This window comes from Sphingorhabdus sp. (assembly GCF_023910635.1).
Taxonomy (GTDB): Bacteria; Pseudomonadota; Alphaproteobacteria; order Sphingomonadales; family Sphingomonadaceae; genus Sphingorhabdus_B.
In genome coordinates this window covers 1-24339 of the sequence record NZ_JAAVVZ010000026.1, presented here as the reverse complement: position 1 = coordinate 24339, position 24339 = coordinate 1, and the positions used below count along the sequence as shown (strand labels likewise).

At 57.2% G+C, this 24339-nt stretch carries 21 protein-coding genes; 13 read left to right on the top strand and 8 right to left on the bottom strand.

The window, feature by feature from the left end:
* The 3 genes from hemW to rph form a co-directional block, all read right to left on the bottom strand.
* The gene (gene hemW / locus HEQ34_RS12315) at window positions 1–1173 is read right to left on the bottom strand and encodes a radical SAM family heme chaperone HemW (protein WP_296200860.1); all 1173 of its coding nucleotides are present in this window, start codon (window positions 1171–1173) and stop codon (window positions 1–3) included.
* Window positions 1174–1345: 172 nt separating this feature from the next.
* A complete protein-coding gene (rdgB, locus tag HEQ34_RS12310; RefSeq protein WP_296200857.1) occupies window positions 1346–1972 on the bottom strand; it encodes an RdgB/HAM1 family non-canonical purine NTP pyrophosphatase in 627 nt (208 codons plus the stop codon).
* Window positions 1973–2103: 131 nt separating this feature from the next.
* A complete protein-coding gene (gene rph / locus HEQ34_RS12305; protein WP_296200852.1) occupies window positions 2104–2817 on the bottom strand; it encodes a ribonuclease PH in 714 nt (237 codons plus the stop codon).
* Between the two features lie 82 nt (window positions 2818–2899).
* On the opposite strand from rph, the gene hrcA reads away from it, so the two are divergent.
* From hrcA to HEQ34_RS12290, 3 genes are all read left to right on the top strand, one after another.
* A complete protein-coding gene (gene hrcA / locus HEQ34_RS12300) occupies window positions 2900–3943 on the top strand; it encodes a heat-inducible transcriptional repressor HrcA (protein ID WP_296200879.1) in 1044 nt (347 codons plus the stop codon).
* Window positions 3944–4032: 89 nt separating this feature from the next.
* The gene (gene grpE, locus HEQ34_RS12295; RefSeq protein ID WP_296200850.1) at window positions 4033–4608 is read left to right on the top strand and encodes a nucleotide exchange factor GrpE; all 576 of its coding nucleotides are present in this window, start codon (window positions 4033–4035) and stop codon (window positions 4606–4608) included.
* An 83-nt stretch (window positions 4609–4691) separates the two neighbouring features.
* Entirely contained in the window at window positions 4692–6089 is a 1398-nt protein-coding gene (locus HEQ34_RS12290; RefSeq protein WP_296200849.1) for an MATE family efflux transporter, read from the top strand.
* Here HEQ34_RS12290 and HEQ34_RS12285 read toward each other — a convergent pair.
* A complete protein-coding gene (locus HEQ34_RS12285; RefSeq protein WP_296200877.1) occupies window positions 6078–6542 on the bottom strand; it encodes a vgr related protein in 465 nt (154 codons plus the stop codon). The genes HEQ34_RS12290 and HEQ34_RS12285 overlap by 12 nt on opposite strands.
* 2 nt (window positions 6543–6544) lie before the next feature.
* Entirely contained in the window at window positions 6545–7018 is a 474-nt protein-coding gene (locus HEQ34_RS12280) for a copper chaperone PCu(A)C (RefSeq protein ID WP_296200847.1), read from the bottom strand.
* A 225-nt stretch (window positions 7019–7243) separates the two neighbouring features.
* On the opposite strand from HEQ34_RS12280, the gene dnaK reads away from it, so the two are divergent.
* Window positions 7244–9151: a molecular chaperone DnaK gene (dnaK, locus tag HEQ34_RS12275; protein ID WP_296200844.1), complete on the top strand. Its 1908-nt coding sequence runs from the start codon at window positions 7244–7246 to the stop codon at window positions 9149–9151.
* Between the two features lie 68 nt (window positions 9152–9219).
* On the top strand, window positions 9220–10350 hold the full coding sequence (gene dnaJ / locus HEQ34_RS12270; protein WP_296200843.1) for a molecular chaperone DnaJ: 1131 nt from the start codon (window positions 9220–9222) through the stop codon (window positions 10348–10350).
* Window positions 10351–10368: 18 nt separating this feature from the next.
* Here dnaJ and HEQ34_RS12265 read toward each other — a convergent pair whose 3' ends face one another.
* Entirely contained in the window at window positions 10369–12705 is a 2337-nt protein-coding gene (locus tag HEQ34_RS12265; protein WP_296200841.1) for a patatin-like protein, read from the bottom strand.
* Window positions 12706–12811: 106 nt separating this feature from the next.
* On the opposite strand from HEQ34_RS12265, the gene radA reads away from it, so the two are divergent.
* From radA to HEQ34_RS12245, 4 genes are read left to right on the top strand one after another with little or no spacing between them, the layout of a single operon-like run.
* Entirely contained in the window at window positions 12812–14176 is a 1365-nt protein-coding gene (gene radA / locus HEQ34_RS12260; protein ID WP_296200838.1) for a DNA repair protein RadA, read from the top strand.
* 36 nt (window positions 14177–14212) lie between these two features.
* Complete coding sequence (locus tag HEQ34_RS12255) at window positions 14213–14737, top strand: CvpA family protein (RefSeq protein ID WP_296200836.1); 525 nt, start codon at window positions 14213–14215, stop codon at window positions 14735–14737.
* A complete protein-coding gene (locus HEQ34_RS12250; RefSeq protein ID WP_296200834.1) occupies window positions 14737–15168 on the top strand; it encodes an iron-sulfur cluster assembly scaffold protein in 432 nt (143 codons plus the stop codon). Before HEQ34_RS12255 ends, HEQ34_RS12250 begins: the two co-directional genes overlap by 1 nt.
* Entirely contained in the window at window positions 15168–16955 is a 1788-nt protein-coding gene (locus tag HEQ34_RS12245; protein ID WP_296200832.1) for a monovalent cation:proton antiporter-2 (CPA2) family protein, read from the top strand. Before HEQ34_RS12250 ends, HEQ34_RS12245 begins: the two co-directional genes overlap by 1 nt.
* Here HEQ34_RS12245 and aroB read toward each other — a convergent pair.
* Complete coding sequence (aroB, locus tag HEQ34_RS12240; protein WP_296200830.1) at window positions 16952–18052, bottom strand: 3-dehydroquinate synthase; 1101 nt, start codon at window positions 18050–18052, stop codon at window positions 16952–16954. The genes HEQ34_RS12245 and aroB overlap by 4 nt on opposite strands.
* Window positions 18049–18612 (bottom strand): shikimate kinase, encoded by a 564-nt coding sequence (locus HEQ34_RS12235; protein WP_296200829.1) that lies wholly within the window; start codon window positions 18610–18612, stop codon window positions 18049–18051. Before HEQ34_RS12235 ends, aroB begins: the two co-directional genes overlap by 4 nt.
* Before the next feature lie 186 nt (window positions 18613–18798).
* Here HEQ34_RS12235 and HEQ34_RS12230 point away from each other — a divergent pair, with 186 nt between their 5' ends.
* From HEQ34_RS12230 to HEQ34_RS12215, 4 genes are all read left to right on the top strand, one after another.
* On the top strand, window positions 18799–20646 hold the full coding sequence (locus HEQ34_RS12230) for a hypothetical protein (RefSeq protein ID WP_296200827.1): 1848 nt from the start codon (window positions 18799–18801) through the stop codon (window positions 20644–20646).
* Between the two features lie 30 nt (window positions 20647–20676).
* Entirely contained in the window at window positions 20677–21603 is a 927-nt protein-coding gene (locus HEQ34_RS12225) for a tyrosine recombinase (RefSeq protein ID WP_296200824.1), read from the top strand.
* Entirely contained in the window at window positions 21600–22544 is a 945-nt protein-coding gene (locus HEQ34_RS12220; protein ID WP_296200821.1) for an acetyl-CoA carboxylase carboxyltransferase subunit alpha, read from the top strand. Before HEQ34_RS12225 ends, HEQ34_RS12220 begins: the two co-directional genes overlap by 4 nt.
* 109 nt (window positions 22545–22653) lie before the next feature.
* On the top strand, window positions 22654–24153 hold the full coding sequence (locus HEQ34_RS12215; RefSeq protein WP_296200819.1) for a M48 family metalloprotease: 1500 nt from the start codon (window positions 22654–22656) through the stop codon (window positions 24151–24153).
* Window positions 24154–24339: the final 186 nt, after the last annotated feature.

Here is a 24339-nt window from a genome sequence, read left to right as displayed (position 1 = left end):
TCAGGCGATGGCATCCGCCTCAATATTTACTATTTGCGGCAGGATGGCATCGAGCAATGGCATGCCTTGCGGTGTGACGGTGACATGATCTCCGACGCGCGCGATAAGGCCAAGCTGCGCGATTTTGTCGACTGCATCGATGTCGAGCAAGTCGGCGGCAGCGATGCCCGTGCGTTGCGACAGGCGGCCAAGGTCAATCCCTTCCGCCAGCCGCAATCCCATCAGCAAGCTTTCGGTGGCGCGTGTCGCCGCATCGAGATGGTCTTCGCTGCTGATGCCGTGGGTGTTGCGTTCGACGGCGGACAAAAAATTCTCCGGCTTTTTATGGCGCTGGGTTGCGGCGTTCAGCCGCCGCCCATGTGCGCCGGGGCCAATGCCGATATAATCATCATAGCGCCAATAGCTTAAATTATGGCGGCTTTCGCTCCCGTGGCGCGCATGGTTGCTGATTTCATAAGCCGGTATGCCTGCGGCGGATGTCATCTGTCCGGTCAGTTCATATAAGGTCGCGGCATCATCATCGTCGGCGGGGATGAAATGGCCCGTGCGCACCAAAGTTTCAAAGCGCGTGCCGGGTTCAATGGTAAGTTGATACAGCGACATATGATCGGTGCCGAAGGAAAGGGCGCGTTGCAGCTCGGCCCCCCACTGGCCGGCGGTTTGATCAGGTCGCGCGTAAATCAGGTCGATGTTGACGCGGCCAAAATGACGCTGCGCAATGGCCAGCGCTTCCTGGCTTTCCGCCACCGAATGCGCGCGGCCCAGAAATGCCAGCGCAGCATCATCCAGTGACTGAAGCCCAAGCGATACGCGGTTGACGCCTGCTGCTGCGAGGTCGGCAAAGCGCGCCGCCTCCACCGATGACGGGTTGGCTTCCAAAGTGATTTCGATGTTGTCCGCAAAGCCCCAATGCCGCTGCGCCGCGTCAATCAGCGCGGCAACGGTGGACGGCGGCATCAACGACGGCGTGCCCCCGCCAAAGAAGATGGAGGTCAGCTTACGATCTGCCGTGCGTCCCGCCTCATAGGCCATGTCCGCCAGCAATGCCGCGCACCACGCCGCATCGTCCACCGTGTCGCGGACATGGCTGTTGAAATCACAATAAGGGCATTTGGAAACGCAAAATGGCCAATGGATGTAAAGGGCGAGGGGTGGCTGCAATTGGCGTGTCATCGTCATCAGCCAACAAAGACCGTAGCCCTGAGCAGCAGCCGGGCATCGGCTGCGTCCGTCGAAGGGTGTGTTGCCGTCAGCCAAGATGCTATACTGAAAAGCGCCCTTCGACTTTCGTCAGCGCTGTCGCGCTGACGGCTCAGGGCAACGGTATATGATGGCACTGAGGCGTTCAAAACACCGCCGCAACCAATTTGCGGAATGCGTCCGCCCGGTGGCTCATGGCGTGTTTCTCTTGCGGGTCAAGTTCGGCAAAGGTCTCGCTGCGTCCGTCAGGCACGAACACAGGGTCATAACCAAAGCCAAGCAACCCGCGTGGCGGCCACGTCAGGCTGCCCTGCACACGGCCTTCGAAAATTTCCTGATGCCCGTCGGGCCATGCAAGCGCCAAAGTGCAGACGAAATACGCGCTCCGGTCGGTGTCGGGGCCAAGTTCGGCCAGCTTGCCCTCAACCTTGCCCATCGCCATATACCAGTCACGCCCCGGCCCGCCTTCGAACATTTGCGTTTCCGCCCAGTCGGCCGTGTAGACCCCCGGCGCACCGTCCAAGGCGGCAACGCATAGGCCGCTGTCATCGGCCAGCGCGGGAAGGCCGGAACCTTGCGCCGACGCATGGGCCTTGAGCGAAGCATTTTCGGCAAAGCTGGTGCCGGTTTCGTCAGGTTCAGGCAGGCCAAGTTCGCCCGCCGATACCGGTTCGATCCCAAAAGGCGCAAGCAAGGCACGGATTTCCCGGACCTTGCCCGCATTATGGCTGGCGATGACCAGCCTGCCGGGTTCGAGTTTGCGGTGATTCATATGAAACGTCGCCTCAAGCCATAGTGTCATCCCCGACTTGATCGGGGATCCATGGCCTAACCGTTCGGCCATGGGTTCCCGCTTTCGCGGGAATGACACAGAATTTAAGTGGTCCTGACCCTAAAGACTTCCTATTTAACCGCGTCGGACTGCGCCGCGAAAATCCGGTCTGTTCCCATCCGCGCGAGGCGGAGCAGGCGCAGCAGGCCTTCTTCGTCATAGGTCGCGCCTTCGGCGGTTGCTTGCACTTCGGCAATCTGGCCACCTTCGATCAGGACGAAATTCGCATCGGCATCTGCGTCGGAATCTTCGATATAATCAAGGTCCAACACAGGCGTGCCTTTGAAGATTCCGCAGCTTACCGCAGCAACCCGGCCGCTAATGGGATCTTCCTTAATCGCGCCCGACGCCAGCAGGCCGTTGACGGCAAGCCGTAAGGCAACCCAAGCGCCGGAAATCGCGGCGGTGCGTGTGCCGCCATCGGCTTGCAACACGTCGCAATCGATGGTGATTTGGTTTTCGCCCAGCTTCTTCAAATCCACGATGGAGCGTAACGAACGGCCGATAAGACGCTGAATTTCCTGAGTCCGGCCCGATTGCTTACCCTTGGCGGCTTCGCGCTGGCTGCGCGTATGCGTGGCGCGGGGCAGCATCGAATATTCCGCCGTGACCCAGCCTTCACCCTTGCCGCGCAACCATGGCGGAATACGATCTTCGACGCTGGCGGTCACTAGCACACGGGTGTCGCCAAAACCGATGAGGCAGCTACCTTCGGCATGTTTGGTGAAATGGGTTTCAATCGAAATGGCGCGCATTTCGTCTGGCGCACGGCCGGATGGACGCATGATAATCTCCTGATAATAAGTTGCCGCCCGCATTAGCCTGCCCCGCTTGCTTTGCAAGTGCGCGGTGCGCTACACTGTCGGGGTGAGCCAAACACCCATCTATGAATTGAATGACCGGACACGCGTGATTTTCCGGATGGTGGTGGAAAGCTATTTGGACAATGGCGCGCCCGTGGGATCGCGGACAGTTTCCAAATTTGCAGGGTTAAACCTATCGCCAGCCTCGATCCGCAATGTCATGCAGGATTTGGAGGAAGCGGGCTATCTCGCCTCACCGCACACAAGCGCCGGGCGCGTGCCAACCGAAAGCGGCCTGCGCCTGTTCGTGGACGGCATGATGCAATCGGCGGCACCATCGGTTGAGGAACAACGCGCGATTGAATCGCAAATCCGGGGCGAGGGGCCGATTGAAGAGGCGCTGGTCGCCGCAACTTCGGTACTGTCGGGTCTGTCCGCCTGCGCCGGTATCGTGCTTGTGCCAAAGCGTGACGCGGTCCTAAAGGCATTTAGCTTTGCCCGCCTGTCCCCGTCACAAGTGCTCGCGATCATGGTCGGGTCCGACAACAGCGTCGAAAACCGGCTGGTGTCGATTGACCCGGCAATCAACGAATCCATGTTATTGGAGGCCGCCAACTATATCACGGCCCGCCTTTCGGGATTGACGCTGTCCGAAGCGCTCGAGCGCCTCGACAGCGAAATTCGCGCTGAAAAGGCGGAGCTTGATGTCGCCAGCCAAAAACTGGTGCGCGATGGGCTGGCGATTTGGTCGCTCGATGCCAATGATCGGCCAGTGCTCATCGTGCGTGGGCAGTCGAACCTGATCGACGAAGCAGCAGCAGCCGACCTTGACCGCGTCCGGCAATTGCTTGACGAGCTAGAGAGCAAAGAGGAAATTGCGCGGCTGGTCGACAGCGCGCGTGAGGCACAATCGACGCGGATCTTCATCGGTTCGGAAAATAATCTTTTCTCGCTTTCGGGATCGTCGGTCATCGCCGCGCCCTATCGGGAGGCAGGGGGCAAGGTGGTTGGCGTCATTGGCGTCATTGGCCCGACACGCCTGAATTATGCGCGCATCGTGCCGATGGTCGATTTTACCGCGCAAGCGCTGAGCCGTTTAATTAAATAATGCGCGGGTTGATGAAATAAAATTGCTTTCTATATGCGAGACGCAACAAACGACCATGCAGTCGCAACGTAATTGGGTTAATCAGGTTTATGACAAAGAAGAAATCAGCCGCAGCCGATCCTGCTGTAGAACAAGAACTTGAGGGCGTGCCAGAGCATATGAAAGACGATACGCCAGAAGCAACCGACGCTGTCGATGCAAAGATTGCGGCGCTGGAAGAGGCGCTTGCCGCTGCACAGCAGGATGTTTTATACGCGCAGGCCGAAACGCAAAATGTGCGCCGCCGTATGGAGAAAGAGGCGCAGGACGCGCGCGCTTATGCCGCAACGGGTTTTGCCCGCGATGTGCTGTCCGTGTCCGACAATCTTTCGCGCGCCTTGGAAGCAATTCCGTCTGAAATGCGGGAGAGCGAGGCGATGAAACCACTCGTCATCGGCCTTGAGGCAACAGGCCGCGAGTTGGACAGCGTTTTTGCCAAAAACGGCATTACGCGCATTGCCGCGATGGGCATGCCGCTGGACCCCAATCAGCATCAGGCGATGGTTGAAATTCCAAGCACAGATGTCGCACCCGGCATCATCGTCGCCGAAATGCAGGCGGGGTATATGATCAAGGACCGCTTGCTGCGCCCTGCTTTGGTTGGGGTGGCAAAGGCGGCGGAGTAAGTTCGCCCACTTCTGAAATATTAAGTCCTGACCCTCGGCTGGGGGTGGCGTAAGTCAGCACGCTCCGCTATTGAGCGCGTCCCATGACCACAGCGGCAATCCCGACGGACCGTCATTCCCCTTGGCGCGATGAACTTCGCGCGACCCTGTCGCTTGCGTGGCCGTTGATCCTGACCAATCTGTCGATGTCGTTGATTGGCGCGACCGATGTGGTGATGGTGGGGTGGCTTGGGCCAACCGAGTTGGCGGCGGCGTCGCTTGGGTTCAACCTGTGCATGACGGCGGCGATTTTCTGCATGGGCCTGGTCACCGCGACCGCGCCGATGATGGCCAGCGAGCGCGGCGCAAAGGCGCATTCGGTGCGCGATATCCGCCGCACATTCCGGCAAGGATTGTGGGTCGCGGTTGCGATCATGATCCCGATCTGGCTGATCTTATGGCAGACCGAAGCCATATTGCTGACGCTTGGCCAGCAAGCCGAACTTGCGGCCAAGGCGCAAAGCTATGTGCGGGCCTATATGTGGTCGATCCTGCCATTTTTGTGGTTGATTATCGCGCGCAATTTCCTGTCAGCGTTGGAGCAGCCCATGTGGTCGCTCGTGATCGGTATCTTGGGCGTTTTTGCGAACGCGGCATTCAACTATGTCCTCATTTTCGGGAAATTGGGCGTGCCGGCCTTGGGCATAATCGGCGCTGGTATTGGCAGTATTCTCGCCAATATGTTCATGTTTTTGGGCATGGTGGCGGTGATTAGCTATCATCCCAAATTCCGGCGATATCATCTCTTCGGGCGTTGGTGGCGCAGCGACTGGCCACGGTTTCGGGCGCTGTGGAAACTGGGGTTACCGATTGGCGTGACGATGGGGTTGGAAGGCGGCGTGTTTGGCGTTGCGGTAATGCTCATGGGTTTAATCGACACCGCCTCGGTCGCGGCGCATGCCATCGCGCTTCAGGTCGCAAGCGTCACGTTCATGGTGCCCTTGGGCCTTGCGCAGGCTGCGACAGTGCGTGTGGGCATTGGCTATGGCCGGCGCGATCTTGCGCTTATCCGCCGCGCTGGTTGGACCAGCTTCGTCATGGGAACGGGTTTCATGGCGGCAATGGCGGTGCTGATGTGGCTGTCACCCGAATTGCTGATTTCGCTGTTCATTGACCGCGATGCCGCGATCAATGCGGAGGTCGTGCGACTGGCCGTCAGCTTCCTTGCCATTGCGGCCTTGTTCCAGATTGTCGATGGCGCGCAAGTCGTTGGCGCGGGCATGTTGCGCGGATTACATGACACACAAGTGCCCATGTTGTTTGCCGCCTTTGGCTATTGGGTGGTCGGCATTGGCGTCGGCGCATGGCTCGCGTTTTCGCAAGGGTGGAATGGCGTTGGCATTTGGGTCGGCTTGGCGACCGGGCTTGGCATTGTCGCGGTGCTGATGCTCGTGCGTTGGTCGATGCGCGCCCGGCTTGGGCTGCTGCCGTCAGAAGGGTAAAACGCCCTCATATTGCGACAGCGGCGGCGCGCCTGCGACCTTCGCGCCGTTGCGCAACAGGAATATATGCCGGACGATTTCGGCTTGCTGTTCCAACCCATATTGGTCGAGCTGCCACCCCGGCTTCAAGCTATAATCATAGCGGCAAAACGGATGCCGCCGAAGCGGCAAAAATATGCCCTTTTGGTGCTGCCACACATGCACCAGTTCGTGGATGAACAGGCCTTGCGCACTCAGGCTGGCGTCGCAAAAATCATCGCAGAACATATCGCCCTTGGGATGAAACCATAAATGGCCGTTCGGGGCCATGGTCACGCGGCGCGGCTGAAACCAAAAATATTTGCGGTTATGGATACGGATGCCAGCATAATCGAGCGCTGACCCGAAAACGGACTGTGCCAGCGCCCGTTCGCGGACGGTCAGGGGCCTGCCGGATTTGTGCGGGCCGAACATGTTCAACCATCAATTGCTTTCTTCTCGTCCGGGTCGCTGCCGTCGATTTCTTGTACCCGCGCCTTTACCACTATGCGGACATTGTTTGAAAACAGAAATTCGGTCTCAATCACGCCCAAGCGGCGGGGGATGACGTTGACGCCCCACATCATCACATGCTTACCGCCTTTTTTGAAGGCGACTTTCTCGCCAGAGGGAATAAGCACGCGGTCCATAGGCGCCATGGTCACGGCACCGGTTTTTGCATCCACCGTGACATCGTGCATTTCAACGCGAACGGCCGATGGTGAACTTACGCGCAGCAAATGCACATCCTCCGGCCCGCCATAGACGTTGAAATGCATGGCGGACGGATTGTCATCGACGGGCGACAGGGTCAGCGTTGCTTCCTTTACCTTCAACTGCGGCGTCGGGCCGCATGCACCCAGCAAAAGGGCAGCCGCAGCGGCGCTGAATATGCATATACGTCGGTTCATAACGTCCTCCTTTTGATGTTAGCTGTGGGCGCCGCAGCGGCCCAGCTATACAGAGTTTTCACTTAACTTTTTCCCTATCTAGGAACGCCGAAGTCTTGTGCCAAGAGAATTGGCTCCTATATCGCCGCTACACCGTCACGTTACGCGGAAACCCAGTGCCTGATAGGGCTGGTGCGAAATGTGACAGGGTAAAGTTCAATTTTTAAATTTTCGGGGTAAGTTTTTATGGCTAAAGTTATTGGTATCGACTTGGGCACGACAAACAGCTGCGTTGCGGTAATGGACGGCGGCAAGCCCAAGGTCATCGAAAATGCAGAAGGCGCACGGACAACGCCATCAATCGTGGCCTTTGCAAAGGATGGCGAGCGCCTTATCGGCCAGCCAGCCAAGCGTCAGGCCGTCACCAATCCGGAAAGCACGATTTACGCGGTGAAGCGCCTTATCGGCCGTCGCTTTGATGACCCTATGACCAAGAAGGATATGGGTCTCGTTCCTTACAGCATTGTCAAGGGTAAGACCGGCGATGCATGGGTCAAGGCAGGCGGCGAAGAATATTCGCCATCGCAAATTTCGGCATTCATCCTGCAAAAGATGAAGGAAACAGCGGAAGCCTATTTGGGCGAAACCGTCACGCAAGCGGTCATCACCGTTCCAGCCTATTTCAACGACGCCCAGCGTCAGGCCACAAAGGATGCTGGCCAGATTGCGGGTCTTGAAGTGCTGCGTATCATTAACGAGCCAACCGCTGCTGCGCTTGCCTATGGCATGGACAAGGACGAGAATAAAACCATCGCAGTCTATGACCTTGGCGGCGGCACGTTCGACATTTCGATCCTCGAAGTCGGCGACGGCGTGTTCGAGGTGAAATCGACCAATGGCGACACCTTCTTGGGCGGTGAAGATTTCGACAGCGTGCTCGTCGAGCATTTGGCAGCCGATTTCAACAAGGCCGAAGGCATTGACCTGACCAAGGACAAGCTTGCGCTGCAACGTTTGAAGGAAGCGGCTGAAAAGGCGAAGATCGAATTATCCTCGACACAGACGACGGAAGTCAACCTGCCGTTCATTACCGCTGACCAAAATGGTCCAAAGCACCTTGTGAAAACCATCACGCGTGCCGACCTTGAAAAATTGGTTGGTGACCTGATCAAGCGCACGCTTGAGCCTTGCAAAAAGGCTTTGGCCGATGCGGGTATCAAGGCCGATGCCATTGATGAAGTCGTGATGGTCGGCGGCATGACCCGCATGCCAAAGGTGCGCGACGTCGTGAAGAATTTCTTTGGCAAGGAGCCGCACACGGGCGTGAACCCTGATGAAGTTGTTGCCATGGGCGCAGCCATTCAGGCGGGCGTTTTGCAGGGCGACGTCAAGGACGTGTTGTTGCTCGACGTGACGCCACTCTCGCTAGGTATCGAAACGCTCGGCGGCGTATTTACGCGCATGATTGACCGTAACACGACGATCCCGACGAAGAAGAGCCAAGTATATTCGACTGCCGAAGACAATCAAAATGCCGTGACCATCCGCGTCTTCCAAGGCGAGCGTGAAATGGCGGCGGATAATAAGCTGTTGGGCAATTTCGATCTGGTCGGCATTCCACCCGCTCCCCGCGGCGTTCCGCAGGTTGAAGTGACCTTCGATATTGACGCCAACGGCCTCGTCAGCGTGACGGCCAAGGACAAGGGCACAGGCAAGGAACAGCAGATCAAAATTCAGGCATCGGGCGGTCTGTCTGATGCGGATATTGAACAGATGGTCCGTGATGCCGAAGCCTTTGCCGAAGAAGACAAGAAGCGTCGTGAATCGGCAGAAGCCAAGAACAATGCAGAAAGCCTTGTCCACTCCACCGAGAAGCAGTTGGAAGAGCATGGCGACAAGATTGACGCCGCGCTGAAGGGCGAAATCGAAGCGGCGGTGGCGGAAACCAAAACCGCCATTGAAGGCGGCGATGCAGAAGCGATGAAGGAAAAGGCAGCGGCCTTGGCCCAAATCGCGATGAAGCTTGGCGAAGCGATCTACAAGGAAGAGCAAGCCGCCGGAGCATCGGCAGGTGCCGCATCGGAAGAGGCACCAGCAGACGATAATGTTGTCGATGCAGAATTCTCCGAAGTCGAAGACGACAAGAAAGACTGATGTTGAATATTTCCGACCGTCGCTATCGAAACGCAGCGATGGTCGGGAAGACCGGGGGGTAGTCAGTCATGAATCTCGACATTGATTATTACGAATTGTTGGAAGTCGAGCGGACAGCGGATGAAAAGACGCTGAAAACCGCGTATCGCCGGATCGCGATGGAATGCCATCCCGACCGCAATCCCGGCTGCGACAAATCCGAAGCCAAGTTTAAGGCCATTAGTCAGGCCTATGACGTCCTGAAAGACCCGCAAAAGCGCGCAGCCTATGACCGGTTTGGCAAGGCGGCGTTTGAAAATGGCGGCATGGGCGGTGGCGGCGGTGGCCAAGGCGGCGCCGGTTTTGGGGACTTCTCCGATATCTTCGAGAGCTTTTTTGGCGACGCTTTTGGTGGCCGCCAGCGAGGCCCTGCGCGTGGTGCAGATTTACGCTACGATCTCGAAATCTCGCTCGACGAGGCCTTCCATGGCAAGGATGCCGAGATCACCATCGACGTCGCCACCGCATGCGGCACTTGCGAAGGCACTGGCGCGACGCCGGGGTCAGGCAAGCGTCGCTGCAACCTGTGCGCAGGCCATGGCAAGGTGCGAGCGCAGCAAGGTTTCTTTGTGGTCGAACGCACATGCCCGACCTGCCACGGTCGCGGCGAAGTCATTGAGTCCCCATGCCGGGTCTGCGGCGGCGAAGGCCGGGTGGATGAACGCAAGACCATCGCCGTCAATATTCCGCCCGGTGTTGACGAAGGCACGCGCATTCGGGTCGCGGGCCGGGGCGAGGCCGGGCCAAATGGCGCAGCGGCGGGTGATCTGTATATTTTCATCCATCTGTCGCGCCACAAGGTGTTCGAACGCGACGGCACGACATTGTTCTGCCGTGTGCCCGTAAGCTTCACCACAGCGGCGCTGGGTGGCCAAATCCGCATCCCGGGCCTCGATAGTGCCGAACATATCATCATTGTTCCAGAGGGCATACAGTCGGGCAAACAGCTTCGCCAGCGCGGGGCAGGTATGCCTGTGCTGCAAGGGCGAGGTCGCGGCGACATGGTCATCCAAATCGACGTGGAAACGCCGTCGAAGCTGTCTGCGCGGCAGAAGGAAATATTGCGGGAGTTCCGCGAAACCGAAACTGGCGAAGAATGTCCGCAATCAACCGGCTTTTTTGACAAGCTTAAAGGCATTTGGGACGACATCACCGATTAGGCTTTGCGGCATAGAAGGTCAGATCTGAATCTGGTCCACCTCGGTCCGTAAGGAATTTATCAGGGGCCGGATATGCGTCAGCCGGTCCTGCTCTTCATCCAATATCGCGTGAAACGCCCGTTTTTTGTAACTTTGCACGCGGGCCGGCGAAAATTCATGACTCGGCGGCAGTGACGATATAAGAATATCAATCATCCGTTCCGCGCCATGTAAACGGCCCCATAGATAGTCGTTTTCACGATAGGCGCGGCTGAAAAACGCACCGAAATTATTGAACTCTATGCCCTTTAACGTCGCCGCCGTGCCGCCCGTGCGGATGGAGGCGCAGTCGTCGGGGGATATGCGGTCCACTTTGACCGGGTCGAATTCGTCAAAGCCTTCATCCTGCAACAAAGGCAGCGTGGCGATGTCATAAAGTGCATAGCCCAAATAGCCGAGCAGTATGATCCGGCGTGCCCCAACGGGCAGGGTCAGCATGGCGTCGCATAATATTTTGTCGACTTTGCTGTCGGTCCGCACCAGATCGCGCTGTGCCGCAAGATGGTCCATCAAGCCTGCGGGATCGTCGATGCCAGATTTGGCGGCCATCGCAAAATCCAGCCCTAAAAATTCCGCCGTTTCCAGATCAAGAAACAAAGCGAGGCATTTGTAAATGGCGTCGCGCATTTTGGCGATGTCATCGTCCGGTACATTGATAACATTTTCGACCTCTTCGGTCAGATGCCGGGCGAGATAGCGCAGGCGACGGATGCGGAAGCGTAGGTCATGCGCGCGGAAAAAGGCAATTTGGCGTGCGGTGGCTTTACCCTTATGCGGCGGCATAAGGTCGAGATCCCGGTCCGCGACTTCGGTCCAAAGCGCGGCACGCAAGTCACGGAAAAACGTGGCTGATGCATCGGGCAAGCTGCGGCGCGCGGTGGCGATAACATCGTCAACGACGCCAGCGATTTTGAGGTGGTTATAGGCGCGATAACCGAACCCGGCGGCAACAATCGCCTTTTCCTGCGCCGACTGCCGCCATTTTTGCATGCGGCTTGCGGTTGGCTGGGTGAGGAACCATGTCTTGCCCAATAGCGTCTCTACCGTATTTTCAACTTCGCTCCGCAAGCTGTCGATGACACGTTGCATCCGTTCAATACGTTCCGAACGGCCCATGATTTTTTCCAGACTGTCACGAATAGGCTGTTCGCGCGGAATGTTGGACGTCGCCCCCAATATCGTCGAGAAAAACCCCGGTGGCTTGCGCGGCATATCGGCGGTGCCGTCTGTATTGCGTTTGCCAAATCGGAAACTGGGGCGGCCCGGCTTTGGATCGATATAGACAAAACGCCGGTCCACTTCGCGGCGCGCTGGGCGGTTGCGCAAGGCAGAGATCGCTTGGTTAAACGGCGCATTGGCCAAGACCGATCCGTCGATTAACATCGTATCTTCGGCGGCATTGGCGGCAAATTGCTGCGGCAATATGCGCTTCAAAAATATATTGCGGCCAAGCCATGGGACATTTTCTCGCGCCAGCAACCGGTCAAGTTCACGCACAGAAAATGGTGGGAAAGCGCCTGGGAAACTTGCCGTGGCGCGCGCCGCAAAAACCAGCTCGGCAATGTCGGCAAGCCCCGTTCGCCCGCGTGTTGAAAAATCGACAGTGATCCGATGTTCGGACTCTGTGACTTCTTCAGGACTGTTAAGACGCAGCACCCGATCATGCCCGTAATAGTCCGTTACGGTGACAAACAAATCCAGCGGCTGGCTTGCTGGTAAAAGTGGCGGTTCCGCTGCGCTCGCCGCCATTGCGTTCAGCGCGTCGAGCAACAGTTTCGAAAACACATTCCCGCCAAAGGGCGGCGCAAACCAGCGTGCGCGGACAAAGCGTGACAGCTTGGCCGCGACTTCCTCCTGCGCCTCTTTCGCGACCGTTCTTTCAACCGCCCCGCCGCGTCGGCGCAAGATCATCCACGCAATGGGCGTCGCCCAAAATTTGGTGAAGCGCGACAGCGGGCGGGCGTCAGGATCAAGCAGCACGTCGACGTCCGCCATTTCAAGCCACATATCGGTCAACGGTTCAAGCGATTGGCCCGTGACAATAGCCTGCGACAGGAAAATTCCGTTGATACCGCCCGCGCTTGACCCCGCAATGATGTCCGTCAAAACGCGCAGTTTTACGCCACTGACGCGTGACAACTCTGCAAGCAAATCATGATAGACAATCTCGCTGCGGCGGGAGGGCGGCGCACCGTCATGAAAAGCGCGGCTCGCGCGGACCATGTGCCAAATCTCGCGTGTGACGCCATGCATGTAAATGGCAAGGCTAACCCCGCCATAACAAATGAGCGCCAGTCTGAGTTCTTTTTCGCGCATATCAAATATGTGGCATTACCCTGCGTCACACGCAAGCGCTGATACTGGGTCCTGACCCTAAGCACTTATGTCTTGAGTTCTTGATTTGTTCTGTTAGTCACCGGCTATGGCAAAACCAAAGCGCAAATATGTGTGTCAGGCATGCGGGTCCGAATCCAACCGCTGGCAGGGGCAGTGCGATGATTGCGGCGAATGGAACACCTTGGCGGAAGAGGCCAAGGCAACTGTTTTTGAGCTGAAGCATCATCTGCATTCGGGCGGCCGTGCGGTCGAATTGTCCGGATTGAATACGGACATTAAACTGCCCGAACGTGCCTCGACCGGCATATCCGAATTTGACCGCGCATTGGGTGGCGGCCTTGTGCCGGGTTCAGCGACCTTGCTCGGTGGTGATCCGGGCATTGGTAAGTCGACATTACTGTTACAAGCTGCCGCGAACCTCGCACGGCGCGGCCTATCCGTTGCCTATATTTCGGGTGAAGAGGCTGTGGACCAAGTGCGCTTGCGGGCGCGTCGGCTTGGTCTTGGTGATGCGCCGGTGCAGCTTGCTGCTGCAACCTCTGTGCGCGATATCCTGACGACGATGGCACAAGGCGCGCCGCCCGCTTTATTGGTCATCGATTCGATTCAGACAATGCATAGCGACCTCATCGAAGGCGCGCCGGGCACCGTCAGCCAAGTCCGCGCGTCGGCGCAAGAGCTTATCCGCTTTGCCAAGGAACGCGGCACAGCGTTGATGCTCGTTGGTCATGTTACGAAGGACGGGACGATTGCAGGACCCCGCGTGCTGGAACATATGGTCGACACCGTATTGTCGTTCGAAGGCGAACGCAGCCATCAATATCGCATTTTGCGCGCGTCCAAGAACCGGTTTGGCGGGACCGACGAAATCGGTGTTTTTGCGATGGTTGAAGAAGGCTTGACCGAGGTCGGCAACCCAAGCGCATTGTTCCTGACCGACCGGGCCGAACAGGTTACAGGGGCAACGGTGTTTCCGGCGTTGGAAGGAACGCGGCCAGTGCTTGTGGAAATTCAGGCCCTGACCGTGCGGCTATCCAGTGGAGCAACACCGCGCCGCGCCGTTGTGGGCTGGGACAGCGGTCGGCTCGCGATGATATTGGCGGTGCTGGAGGCGCGATGCGGACTGAGTTTTTCAACCGCTGAGGTATATCTCAACATTGCGGGTGGCTATCGCATTTCCGACCCAGCCGCCGATCTTGCGGTTGCAGCGGCGTTGGTTTCGGCTTTGGCGGAACGGCCACTGCCGTCCGATGCTGTGCTGTTTGGCGAAGTGGCTTTGTCTGGTGAAATCCGTCCCGTGGCCCATGGTGCGTTGCGACTGAAGGAATCAGCGAAGCTCGGGTTCAGCCGCGCATTGGTACCGCCTTCGGTGAAAGGTCCGGCCGGCATTTCAACGCAAGAGTTCCGCACGCTTGCCAATCTCGTTGACCATATGCTGGGACGCCCCTAAATCCTCTTTGAACGGTTATAAGGGCAACAGGATCAGATGACAGCACTTGATATCATTGTCCTGTTCTTGCTGGGTAGCGGGGCCGCATTCGGCTTCTTACGCGGCTTTGTGCAAGAGGCTCTGTCGATGATTGCATGGGTGCTGATCATCTTGGCGGTTCGTATGTTCCACGCGCCTGCGACGGCGGCTTTGGCAGAGGCTGTGGGTTCTGACTCCGGCGCTGCGGTGCTTGCCTTTTTGGCACTGGTCATCGTGATCTTTGCCGTGGGTACATGGATTGCGAAATCGATTGGCGCTAAATCGCGCAAGTCCGTACTTGGCCCGATTGACCGCGTCCTTGGTTTTGGCTTCGGTATGCTCAAGGGCCTGATTATCGCGACCCTCGTTTTCCTGCTGTTCGTGATGGGATATGATTTGGCCTATGGCGCGGATGAGGGGCGGCCCGAATGGATGACTCGTTCGCGCACATATCCTTTGCTCAATGCCAGCGGCGATGCCATGTCCGAATTTGTCCGCGAACAACGCCTCGCTGCCGATCGTGACGCAGAAACGGCAAATTGATGGACTCCGCGCTCTACAATCGGGATATTTTGCGGTTGGCGACGTCTTTGGTCGCTGACCATCGCCTTGCTGCGCCGGATGGCAGCGCCGAAGTGCGTTCACCCTTATGCGGCAGCCGCATTCAGGCCGATATTGTGACCGACGCTGACGGAAAATTGCAGGGACTTGCATTACGCGCCAATGCCTGCGCGCTTGGACAGGCTTCCGCTGCGATTTTGATGCATAATGCTGTTGGAACAGCTATGACCGAAGTCGCAAAATTGCGCGATGGCGTGGCGCAGGCGTTACAGCGGGAGGGCGATATGCCAAGCTGCTGGCCGGAATTGGCATTGTTGGCAGCGGCAACTGATTATCCTTCGCGTCATGCCGCGATATTATTGCCTTATGATGCGATCCTCGCTGCTGCCGCGCAGGCCAAAGAGAAAGCCTGATGGAAGAAACATCACACCACCTCGTCGCTGATGTCATGTTAGGCGGGGTGGTGCTGCTCGGCGCGGCGTTGTTGGCGGTGCTGATTTTCAGGCGTCTCGGCCTTGGCGCGGTGCTTGGCTATCTGGTCGCGGGCATTGCCATTGGGCCTGACGGCCTAGCGCTGATTGACGCGCCAGAGACGATATTAGCCTATTCCGAAATCGGCATCATCTTGCTGCTGTTCCTCGTCGGGCTTGAGTTATCACCCAGCAGGCTTTGGCTGTTGCGGCGGGATATCCTGCTTTTCGGGCCGTTACAGGTCATCTTGTGCGGGCTTGGCATGTTTGCCGTCATCCATTTCGCAATGCCAAGTTTTAGCTGGCAAGCCGCCTTAGTTCTTGGGCTTCCGCTGGCTTTATCCTCCACCGCCCAGGTGTTGCCATTGCTGCAATCGCGCGGTCGGATGAAGACCGATTATGGAGAGAAAAGCTTCTCCATATTGTTATTTCAGGACATTTCCATTGTTCCCTTGTTGACGATCGTTGCTGCCTTGTCGCGCGCACCTGCGGAGGAGGGCGCGATTGAGGGGTGGTATCTGGTGTTATACGCCGTGCTGGCGATTGCGGGACTGGTGTTGGCCGGACGCTATCTGCTGTCGCCGCTCTTGCGGTTGGTCGGCAAGATTTCAGAGCGCGAATTGTTTATCGTCACGGGCCTATTCACCGTCTGCGTCAGCGCTGCGGTGATGCAAGCGATCGGTGTTTCGCCAGCCTTGGGCGCATTTGTCGCTGGCGTCATGTTGGCGGAATCCCCTTACCGGCATGAGTTGGAGGCCGATATTGATCCGTTCCGATCAATTTTACTCGGCCTGTTTTTCCTGGCTGTCGGCATGTTGCTTGATGTCGATGTAATCCTTTCGCAACCCTTTTTCGTGGCGGGTCTGGCGCTGGCGCTGATCACGGTGAAGATCGCCGTTATATATGCGCTTGGTCGGTGTTTTGGCCTTCAAGACAGACCGTCGATCATTATGGCGATGCTTTTGAGCCAAGGTGGGGAGTTTGCGTTCGTGTTGTTTGCCGCAGCGCAGCAGGCCCTGCTGATTGAACCGGAGGCCGCAAGCTTGTTTGGCGCGGTCGTCACGTTATCCATGGCGACGACGCCGTTCCTGATGATCTTTGCGGGCAAGCTTGCGGCACGAAAGGTCAGTGGCGATGTGCAGCTTGATGATCCGGAACTCGCGTCGCAAGCCAATGTCATTATCGTAGGGCATGGACGTTTCGGGCAACAGGTATCGCAGATCATGCAGGCGGCAGGGCGCTCAGTCACGTTGATTGACATAGATCCCCAGACCATCGACCTCAGTGAGGACTTTGGCTTCAAGGTTTTTTACGGCGATGGCACCCGCGTCGACTTGCTGAAGCGGGCAGGCGGCGAAGACGCGCAGGCGATATTCTTCTGCATTGACGACCGGTACATGACCGCAGAATCGCTGATGCCCGTGCGCGAAACATTCCCGCGCACAAAATTGTTCGTGCGGGCTTATGGCCGGGAGCAAGCCTTGTTATTGATGAAAGACAACGGCATCGACATCATGCGTGAGGTATTTGAATCCTCCATCCGGATGTCTGCCGACGCGTTGAAATATTTCGGTAATGATCGTGAAAAGATTCAAGACATTATCCTGGAGTTTCGACATCGTGACCGCAGCCGCATGAAAGCGCAGTTCACAACCGGTGACATGCATGCTGGAACCCGCCACAGTTTCGGCGGCGACGACTCTGACGACTTTCTGATAACGGACGACTAAACTTCGCTGTCGAGGAATGCTGCGACGTCGTCCAGTGCGACATCTTTGGACAAAAATGTCTGCCCGATACCGCGTGCGAGCAAGAAGGGCAGCGTGCCTCCGCTCATTTTCTTGTCATGCCGCATATAGTCGACCAAGGCCGCGCCATTTGCGGTGACCCCCGCGTCTGATAGCGTCGTGGGCAGGCCGGCCCGCTTTAGAAGCTTAGTAACCCGCTCGGCATCTTCTGCGGGGCAATGGCCCAGCCGCACCGAATACCGAAATGCTAAGGCCATGCCGGCGGCGACCGCTTCGCCGTGAAACAGCCGGTCGGAAAAGCCAGTGTCGGCCTCCAGCGCGTGGCCAAAAGTGTGCCCCAGGTTCAACAACGCCCGCGTGCCCGTGCGTTCGGTTTCGTCTGCGGCGACGATCCGCGCCTTGGATTGTACGGACCGGATGATGGCCTGCGCGCGGACATCAGGGTCACCCGCAAAAAAGCTGTCGAGATTATCCTCGCAAAAGTCAAAGAACGCAGCGTCATCAATCAGGCCGTATTTTACCACCTCGGCAAAACCCGCCGCGAGTTGGCGGGGTGGAAGTGTTAAAAGTAACTCTGGGTCGATCAACACCATCGCTGGTTGATGAAACGCCCCGACCAGATTTTTGCCTGCCGCGCTGTTGATGGCGGTCTTGCCGCCAACACTGCTGTCGACTTGGGCAAGCAGGGTCGTAGGTATCTGCACAAAGGCGCAGCCGCGCTTGATGATATGCGCGGCAAAGCCAGTAATGTCTCCAACTACGCCGCCGCCTAGCGCGACAATATGGTCGCTGCGTTCCACATGCTGTTCCAGCAACCAATCCGTAAGCTGCTCCAACTGCACCCAGCTTTTCCCCGCTTCGCCAGCGGGCAGTGTGAAATGCGCGCATGACAGCCCTGCGCCGCGCAAGGCCGATTCAAACTGCGGCAGAACGGCCTGAGTCACATTTTCGTCGGTTACCACAAGCAAATGGCGGTCGCGGGCATAAGGCGTTAAAATCGCGCCGACATCGGCCAGTAACCCGGCGCGGACATGAATGTCATAGGGGCAGTTGGACAGGTCGACGGATATCACGGTCATGCGCAAAGGGCCTTCAATATGTTTTCAACGGTCCGCACATGCGGCGAGGTATCGCTGCGAATGTGGAGATTGGCAGCGGCATATATGGGGTTACGCACCTTGCCAAGATCGGTCAGGACCGTGACGGGGTCCTTGCCTTTCAACAAAGGGCGGTGGTCCCGCCGCGACACGCGGTCGGCAAGCACTTGGACATCGGCATCAAGCCAGATCGATGTTGCGCGTTCCAAGATGAGTGCGCGGGTATCGTCGTTGACGAAAGCGCCGCCACCCGTTGCAATAACCTTCGGTTCGCCTTCGATGAGCCGGGCAATCACGCGGCGTTCACCATCGCGGAAATATCCCTCACCAAATTTTGCGAATATTTCTGTAATCGACAGACCCGCTGCCTTTTCAATTTCCTCATCGGCATCGGCGAACGGCACATCCAGACGGCCGGCAAGCCGTTTTCCGATGCTGGTTTTGCCAACGCCCATCATGCCGACAAGCACCACCGGACGGTCAATGACCAATGCGGGTTGCATGCCAAATTTACGTTTTATCTGTTCGTGATGTTCAGCCATGACGATATGGCCTATATATCGCCTTGGCGTAAGCCGAAAGCAGTTTGCCGCTTTTCAGATTTTATTTTTAAATACAGGATGATAATCGGAAAAAAGTCGCATGGTTGCATGAAATGCCGTTTTTGCGGTTTCTATCGGTTGCTGCAAGGGGCATAGGATTGCTATTCTCAGCGCAGGGTTGCGGCAATGGCAACGGATGATATGGAGACATACCGCATTGCTGTTCGCAGATATGGAAACAGGTTCGCATCATTGACTGACAAGATTTCAAAAAGCGGCCTTTTGGTTGCCAGCGCTCTGGTCTTGGTATTTTCTTTGCCCGCGCTTGGGCAGCAGGGGCCTGAATCCCTGCTTCCTGAAGGCTTTGGCGATCCTCCACCCCCGCCGACGCCCACAGCAGGCCGACCTGCGCCGAATGCCCCCAGATCGGCGAATGGCGCAACCGCCACGACCCCTTTGACGGGGGATGAAAGTGCGACGGAAGAGGAAGATGAAGAAGAGCCGGAATTGGTCATCCGTTTTGATGTGCCACCTTCCGCGCGAAAGTCTTTGGACGATATCGGGATTTTATCGGAAGCATCAGGCGGATTTCCGGCCGACTCTTTTGGTACCCTGGATGGTGCTTTCCTCAGCCAGATAGTAGAGCGGACGTCGGGGCCGATTGCCTCGCGCTGGGCTACTATCATGACGCGGCGCTTACTTGCCAGCCGCACCAACACGCCCGCCGGTGTCAACGGCGCGGATTGGACAGCGGAGCGCGCGTGGATGTTGCTGCGGATGGGTGACTCGGTCGTGGCGCGTAATCTTGTTCAGCAGGTTGATGGCGCAGATTACACAAAACGCCTCCACGAGGTCGCGATGCAGGCCTATTTGGCCAACGGCGATTTAGCGGGCATGTGCCCATTGACCGAAAGCGGTGTTCGCCTTGTGAACGATGGCCGCTGGAAAATGACGCGCGCCATCTGTGCGTCGCTGGCGGGTGAGCAAGGCAGCGCGACGGCATTTATCAATCAGGGACGCTATCAGGGATGGGTGCGCGGCGTCGATTATCTTCTGGCTGAAAAAGCGGTTGGAGCCGGTATTAACGGGCGGCGTTCGGTGAAAATCGAATGGGAAAATGTGGAGGGCATGAACCCTTGGCGCTTCGGTCTTTCCGCTGCTGTGGGCCTTGAGCCCCCCGAAAGCCTATTTGCCGACACGGGTCGTCAGGTTGACGGTTGGCGGGTACAGTTGCCGATGTTTACGCCGACGATCCGGGTCAAATATGCGCCAGGAGCTGCTGCGCTTGGTATATTGTCGAACCGGAACATGGTGGATCTTTATGCGCAGGTCCTTGATGATCCCGATGCGCCCGATGCCGCGCGGTCACGGGCCGAAAGCCTTGGATATGCTTACACCGCATCAGGTGCAGATGCCAAGGTTGCCGCGATGACGTCTTTATGGACCACGGCGGCCACGGGCGCAGACTATCATGGTTCATTGGTGATGACGGCGCGGGCGGCTGCGCTTATTGCGCCGAGCGCTGATCATCAGGCAGAGGCTGACCGGCTGATTGCCTCCATGCTGACGGCTGGGCTTGACCGTTCCGCTGCGCGATGGATTGACATTGTGGCGGATGGTTCGCTGGGTTGGGCGCTTCTGACTTTGGCGGCTCCGGGGCAGGTAACGGCTGCTGATTATGGCAGCCTTGACGATTTTTTCGACAATGATGGCAGCACCGACGGACATAAGTCACGGCTATTGCTCGCCGGCTTGTCCGGGCTTGGCCGTATTGAAAAGGATGCAGGCACAGAATTTGCCAGCGACCTCAAAATCAATATTTCCCGGCAAACCGCATGGTCAAAGGCGATTACCGCCGCCGCCGAACGTGGAGAGCAGGGCACGGTTGCATTGATGGCGATGGCTGCACTGCAGGCGCCTTCATGGTCGCTGGTTCCCGCCAATCATCTTTACTATATCGTCCGTTCATTGCGTCAGGTCGGTTTGGAGGCCGAAGCACGGATGATTGCGGCTGAAGCTGTCACTTTTGCCTGACAATATGGCAATGAAGATCGTCAGCCAGCAATGAGCTTACCCGACCGTGATCTCATTGCGCGTTTTCTGGAGATGTTGGCGGCAGAGCAGGGTGTCGCCAAGAACACGCTGTCGGCGTACCAAAGCGACTTGAATTCAGCATCCGGCCTTTTGCACAGTAAACTGGCAGTGGCAGAGCCTGACGCGCTTGTAGAACTGGCGCGCCAATGGCGACACCTTGCCAACAGCTCCGTAGCGCGCAAGGCATCGGCATTGCGGCGTTTTTTTGCCTTTCTGCATGAGGAGGGATTTCGCGCAGACAATCCGTCGGCAGCGCTCCCAAAACCAGCGCAAATGCGGCCCTTGCCCAAAATTCTGGATACAGACGAAGTCGACACCTTATTCGCGGTCATTGAAGCAAAGCTCGCCCAGGCGCATCCAATATCAAGTGATTATCGGCTGTTGGCGCTTATCGAACTGCTATACGGTTCCGGCCTGCGTGCGACCGAATTGGTTGCCCTGCCGCGAAATGCAGTCATATCCGATAGGCCGTTCATCATAATAAAAGGCAAAGGCGACAAGGAACGATTAATCCCTATTTCCAATCGTGCCCGCCACGCAGTAAGTGCTTGGCTGGACTTCGTTCCTGAAAAATCGCGGTTTCTTTTTCCGTCGCGCGGGGGGCATATCAGCCGTATTCGCCTGTTCCAGATCATTAAGGACCTTGCCGCGCATTCGGGGCTCGACCCGGCGAAGGTCAGTCCCCATGTCCTGCGGCATGCCTTTGCTACGCATCTTTTGGCGGGCGGCGCTAATTTGCGGGCGTTGCAGTCCATGCTGGGGCATGCGGACATCGCAACGACGCAGATTTACACGCATGTCGACAGCAGCAAGCTCGTCGAATTGGTCAATCGGCGTCATCCATTGGCAACGCGCACATTGACCCGTCGCACCTCAGGCTCTAACCCGCAAGCATGATGGTCTATCTCGATTTTGAAAAGCCGGTTGCCGCGCTCGAAGCGCGCATCCTTGAATTGCAAGATGCTGCGCGTGATAGTGACGTTGATGCGGGCGCCGAAATCGTCAAATTGCGCGACAAGGCGGACAAGCAGTTGAAGGATACCTATGCCAATTTGACGGCATGGCAGAAAACGCAGGTCGCACGGCACCCGGAACGGCCACATTTCAAACATTATATCGAAGCGATGTTTGAAGACTTCATGCCCTTGGCAGGAGACCGCGCCTTTGGCGATGACCAAGCGATCATGGGCGGCCTTGCACGCCTGAATGGCCGCCGCGTGATGGTCATTGGGCATGAAAAGGGCGACGATACGCAAAGCCGACTGCGCCATAATTTTGGCATGGGCAAGCCCGAGGGCTATCGCAAAGCCATTCGCTTGATGGAACTTGCCGATCGGTTCGGTATCCCGGTGGTGAGCTTGGTCGATACGTCGGGCGCGTTTCCGGGTATCCAGGCCGAAGAACGCGGGCAGGCAGAGGCCATTGCCCGTTCAACCGAACGATGCCTTGCGCTTGGCGTGCCGATGATTGCGTGCATCGTGGGCGAGGGCGGGTCCGGTGGTGCCGTTGCATTGGCGGCTGCCGACCGCATATTGATGTTTCAATATGCGGTTTATTCGGTGATATCGCCGGAAGGTTGCGCATCAATATTGTGGCGCACGGGCGACAAGGCGGCGGACGCAGCGCAAGCCATGAAGATGACGGCAGACGACCTGAAGGCGCTGCGCATCATTGACCGGATCGTCCCAGAGCCCATTGGTGGCGCACATCGCGACCATGGCATGGCTGCAGCAGCGCTTGCGACCGCCATAGACGAGGAGTTGGACGCATTGGCAGGGTTCTCGTCCAAAGAACTGCTTCAACAGCGGCGCACAAAATTCTTGTCCATGGGCGCCTAGGTCCTGACCCTAAGTTTTTCTTTCGATAGAAAGTTGATACGCTTTAAAATTTCGACGTGTCGAAACTTAATCGACTAAACGCCGTTCTGTGTATTTAGGTAGGAACTTTATGCGCTTTTCAAAGATATTTCTTGTTACGGGCGCCGCAATTGTCGGATTGGCAAATGTTGGCGGTCCTATTCCCGCCGAAGCACAATCCCGAACCACAGCCCCCGCTATTCCCAAGCCCTTCACCGCACAGGAAAAGAATGAAGGTGCAAAATATCACGCGGAAATTTTGAAAGAGTTTGGCGGACCGATGCAAAGTCCGCAGACCGCCTATGTGGTACGTATCGGCCAAAACATCGCCATGCAATCGCGACTTGGAAACGCCCAAAGCGATTTTAACGTTACATTGCTCAATTCGTCGGTGAACAATGCCTTCGCGTTGCCGGGGGGGTATGTTTATATCACCCGCCAATTGGTCGCCTTGACCAATAGCGAAGCCGAAATGGCAGGCGTTCTTGGCCATGAGATCGGGCACACAGCAGCACGGCACAGTGAAAAACGCAAAAATAACTCTACAATTGCTGGTCTTTTGGGGATTGGCGGCAGCATATTGGGGGCAGTACTTGGTAACTCGGGCGGTTGGCTCGGCGCTCTGGGCGGCGGGTTACAGCAATATGCAGGTCCGTTGGCGCAGGTCTTCACTCTAAAATATTCGCGCAAGCAAGAAGAGGAAGCCGATGATTACGGCATCCGTTATCTCAGCACAGCGGGATATGATCCAAGCGCATTGGCATCGATGCTCAATTCATTGGCGTTGCAGACCAGCGTGGATACGCAGGTGGCCGGCTTGGCCAATAACCGGGTTCCGGAGTGGGCAAGCACTCACCCCGATCCTGCCCGCCGCGTTTCGCGCGCAGCATCGCGGTCCAAAAGCTATCCCGCCAGCACCTTTCGCAATGCTGACGCCCATTTGGCGGCCATTGACGGCATGTTGTATGGCGATGACCCCGCGCAAGGTGTGGTCGAAGGACAAGATTTCCTGCATCCGCAACTGAAGATGACGTTCACCGCGCCCAATGGCTTTGGCATGCAAAACTCCAATGATGCGGTGACAATTAACGGGAATAGCGGGAAAGCCATGTTCACGGGCGGTGCATTTGATGGCAACCGCAGCAGCTATGTGGACAACGCGCTTAAGGCTGTGTCGGGGGAGAATGCCACGATTCCCGTAGGCGAAATACGCCGAACAATCGTGAATGATATCCCTGCTTTTTACGCCAATTCCGTGGTCAATACGCAGCAGGGGCAACGCGTCGTTTCGGTGTTCGCGTATGAATGGGCGCCGGGCATGGCCTATCATTTTGTGACGATCACGGCGAACAACGTGAACCCGTTTGATCGCATGTTTGCAAGCATGTCGCGTCTCACCCCCGCGCAAGCCGCGACGGTAAAGCCACGCAGGCTGCGTGTGGTAACAGCCGGGCCCCGGGATAGCGTCGCAACACTCGCCGCGCGCATGGCTTACCCATCGCTGCAAAATGAACGTTTTAGGGCGCTCAACGGACTGTCATCCAATGCCGCCATTCGCGCTGGGCAGAAGCTGAAGATTGTGACCTACTGAATGAAAAAAACGGGGACCGTGAAGTCCCCGCTTTTGTGGCTAACGTCAAACTGCAAACGTCACCTTAAAGCAGTTTTTTGCAGTTAAAGCTTATGATGCATTATTTGCCGTTTCGAGCTTATCGCCTACATTGGTAAACGTACCCGACAGGTTCTCGCCAAGGCTCGTCATGGCCGTGATGGCGGC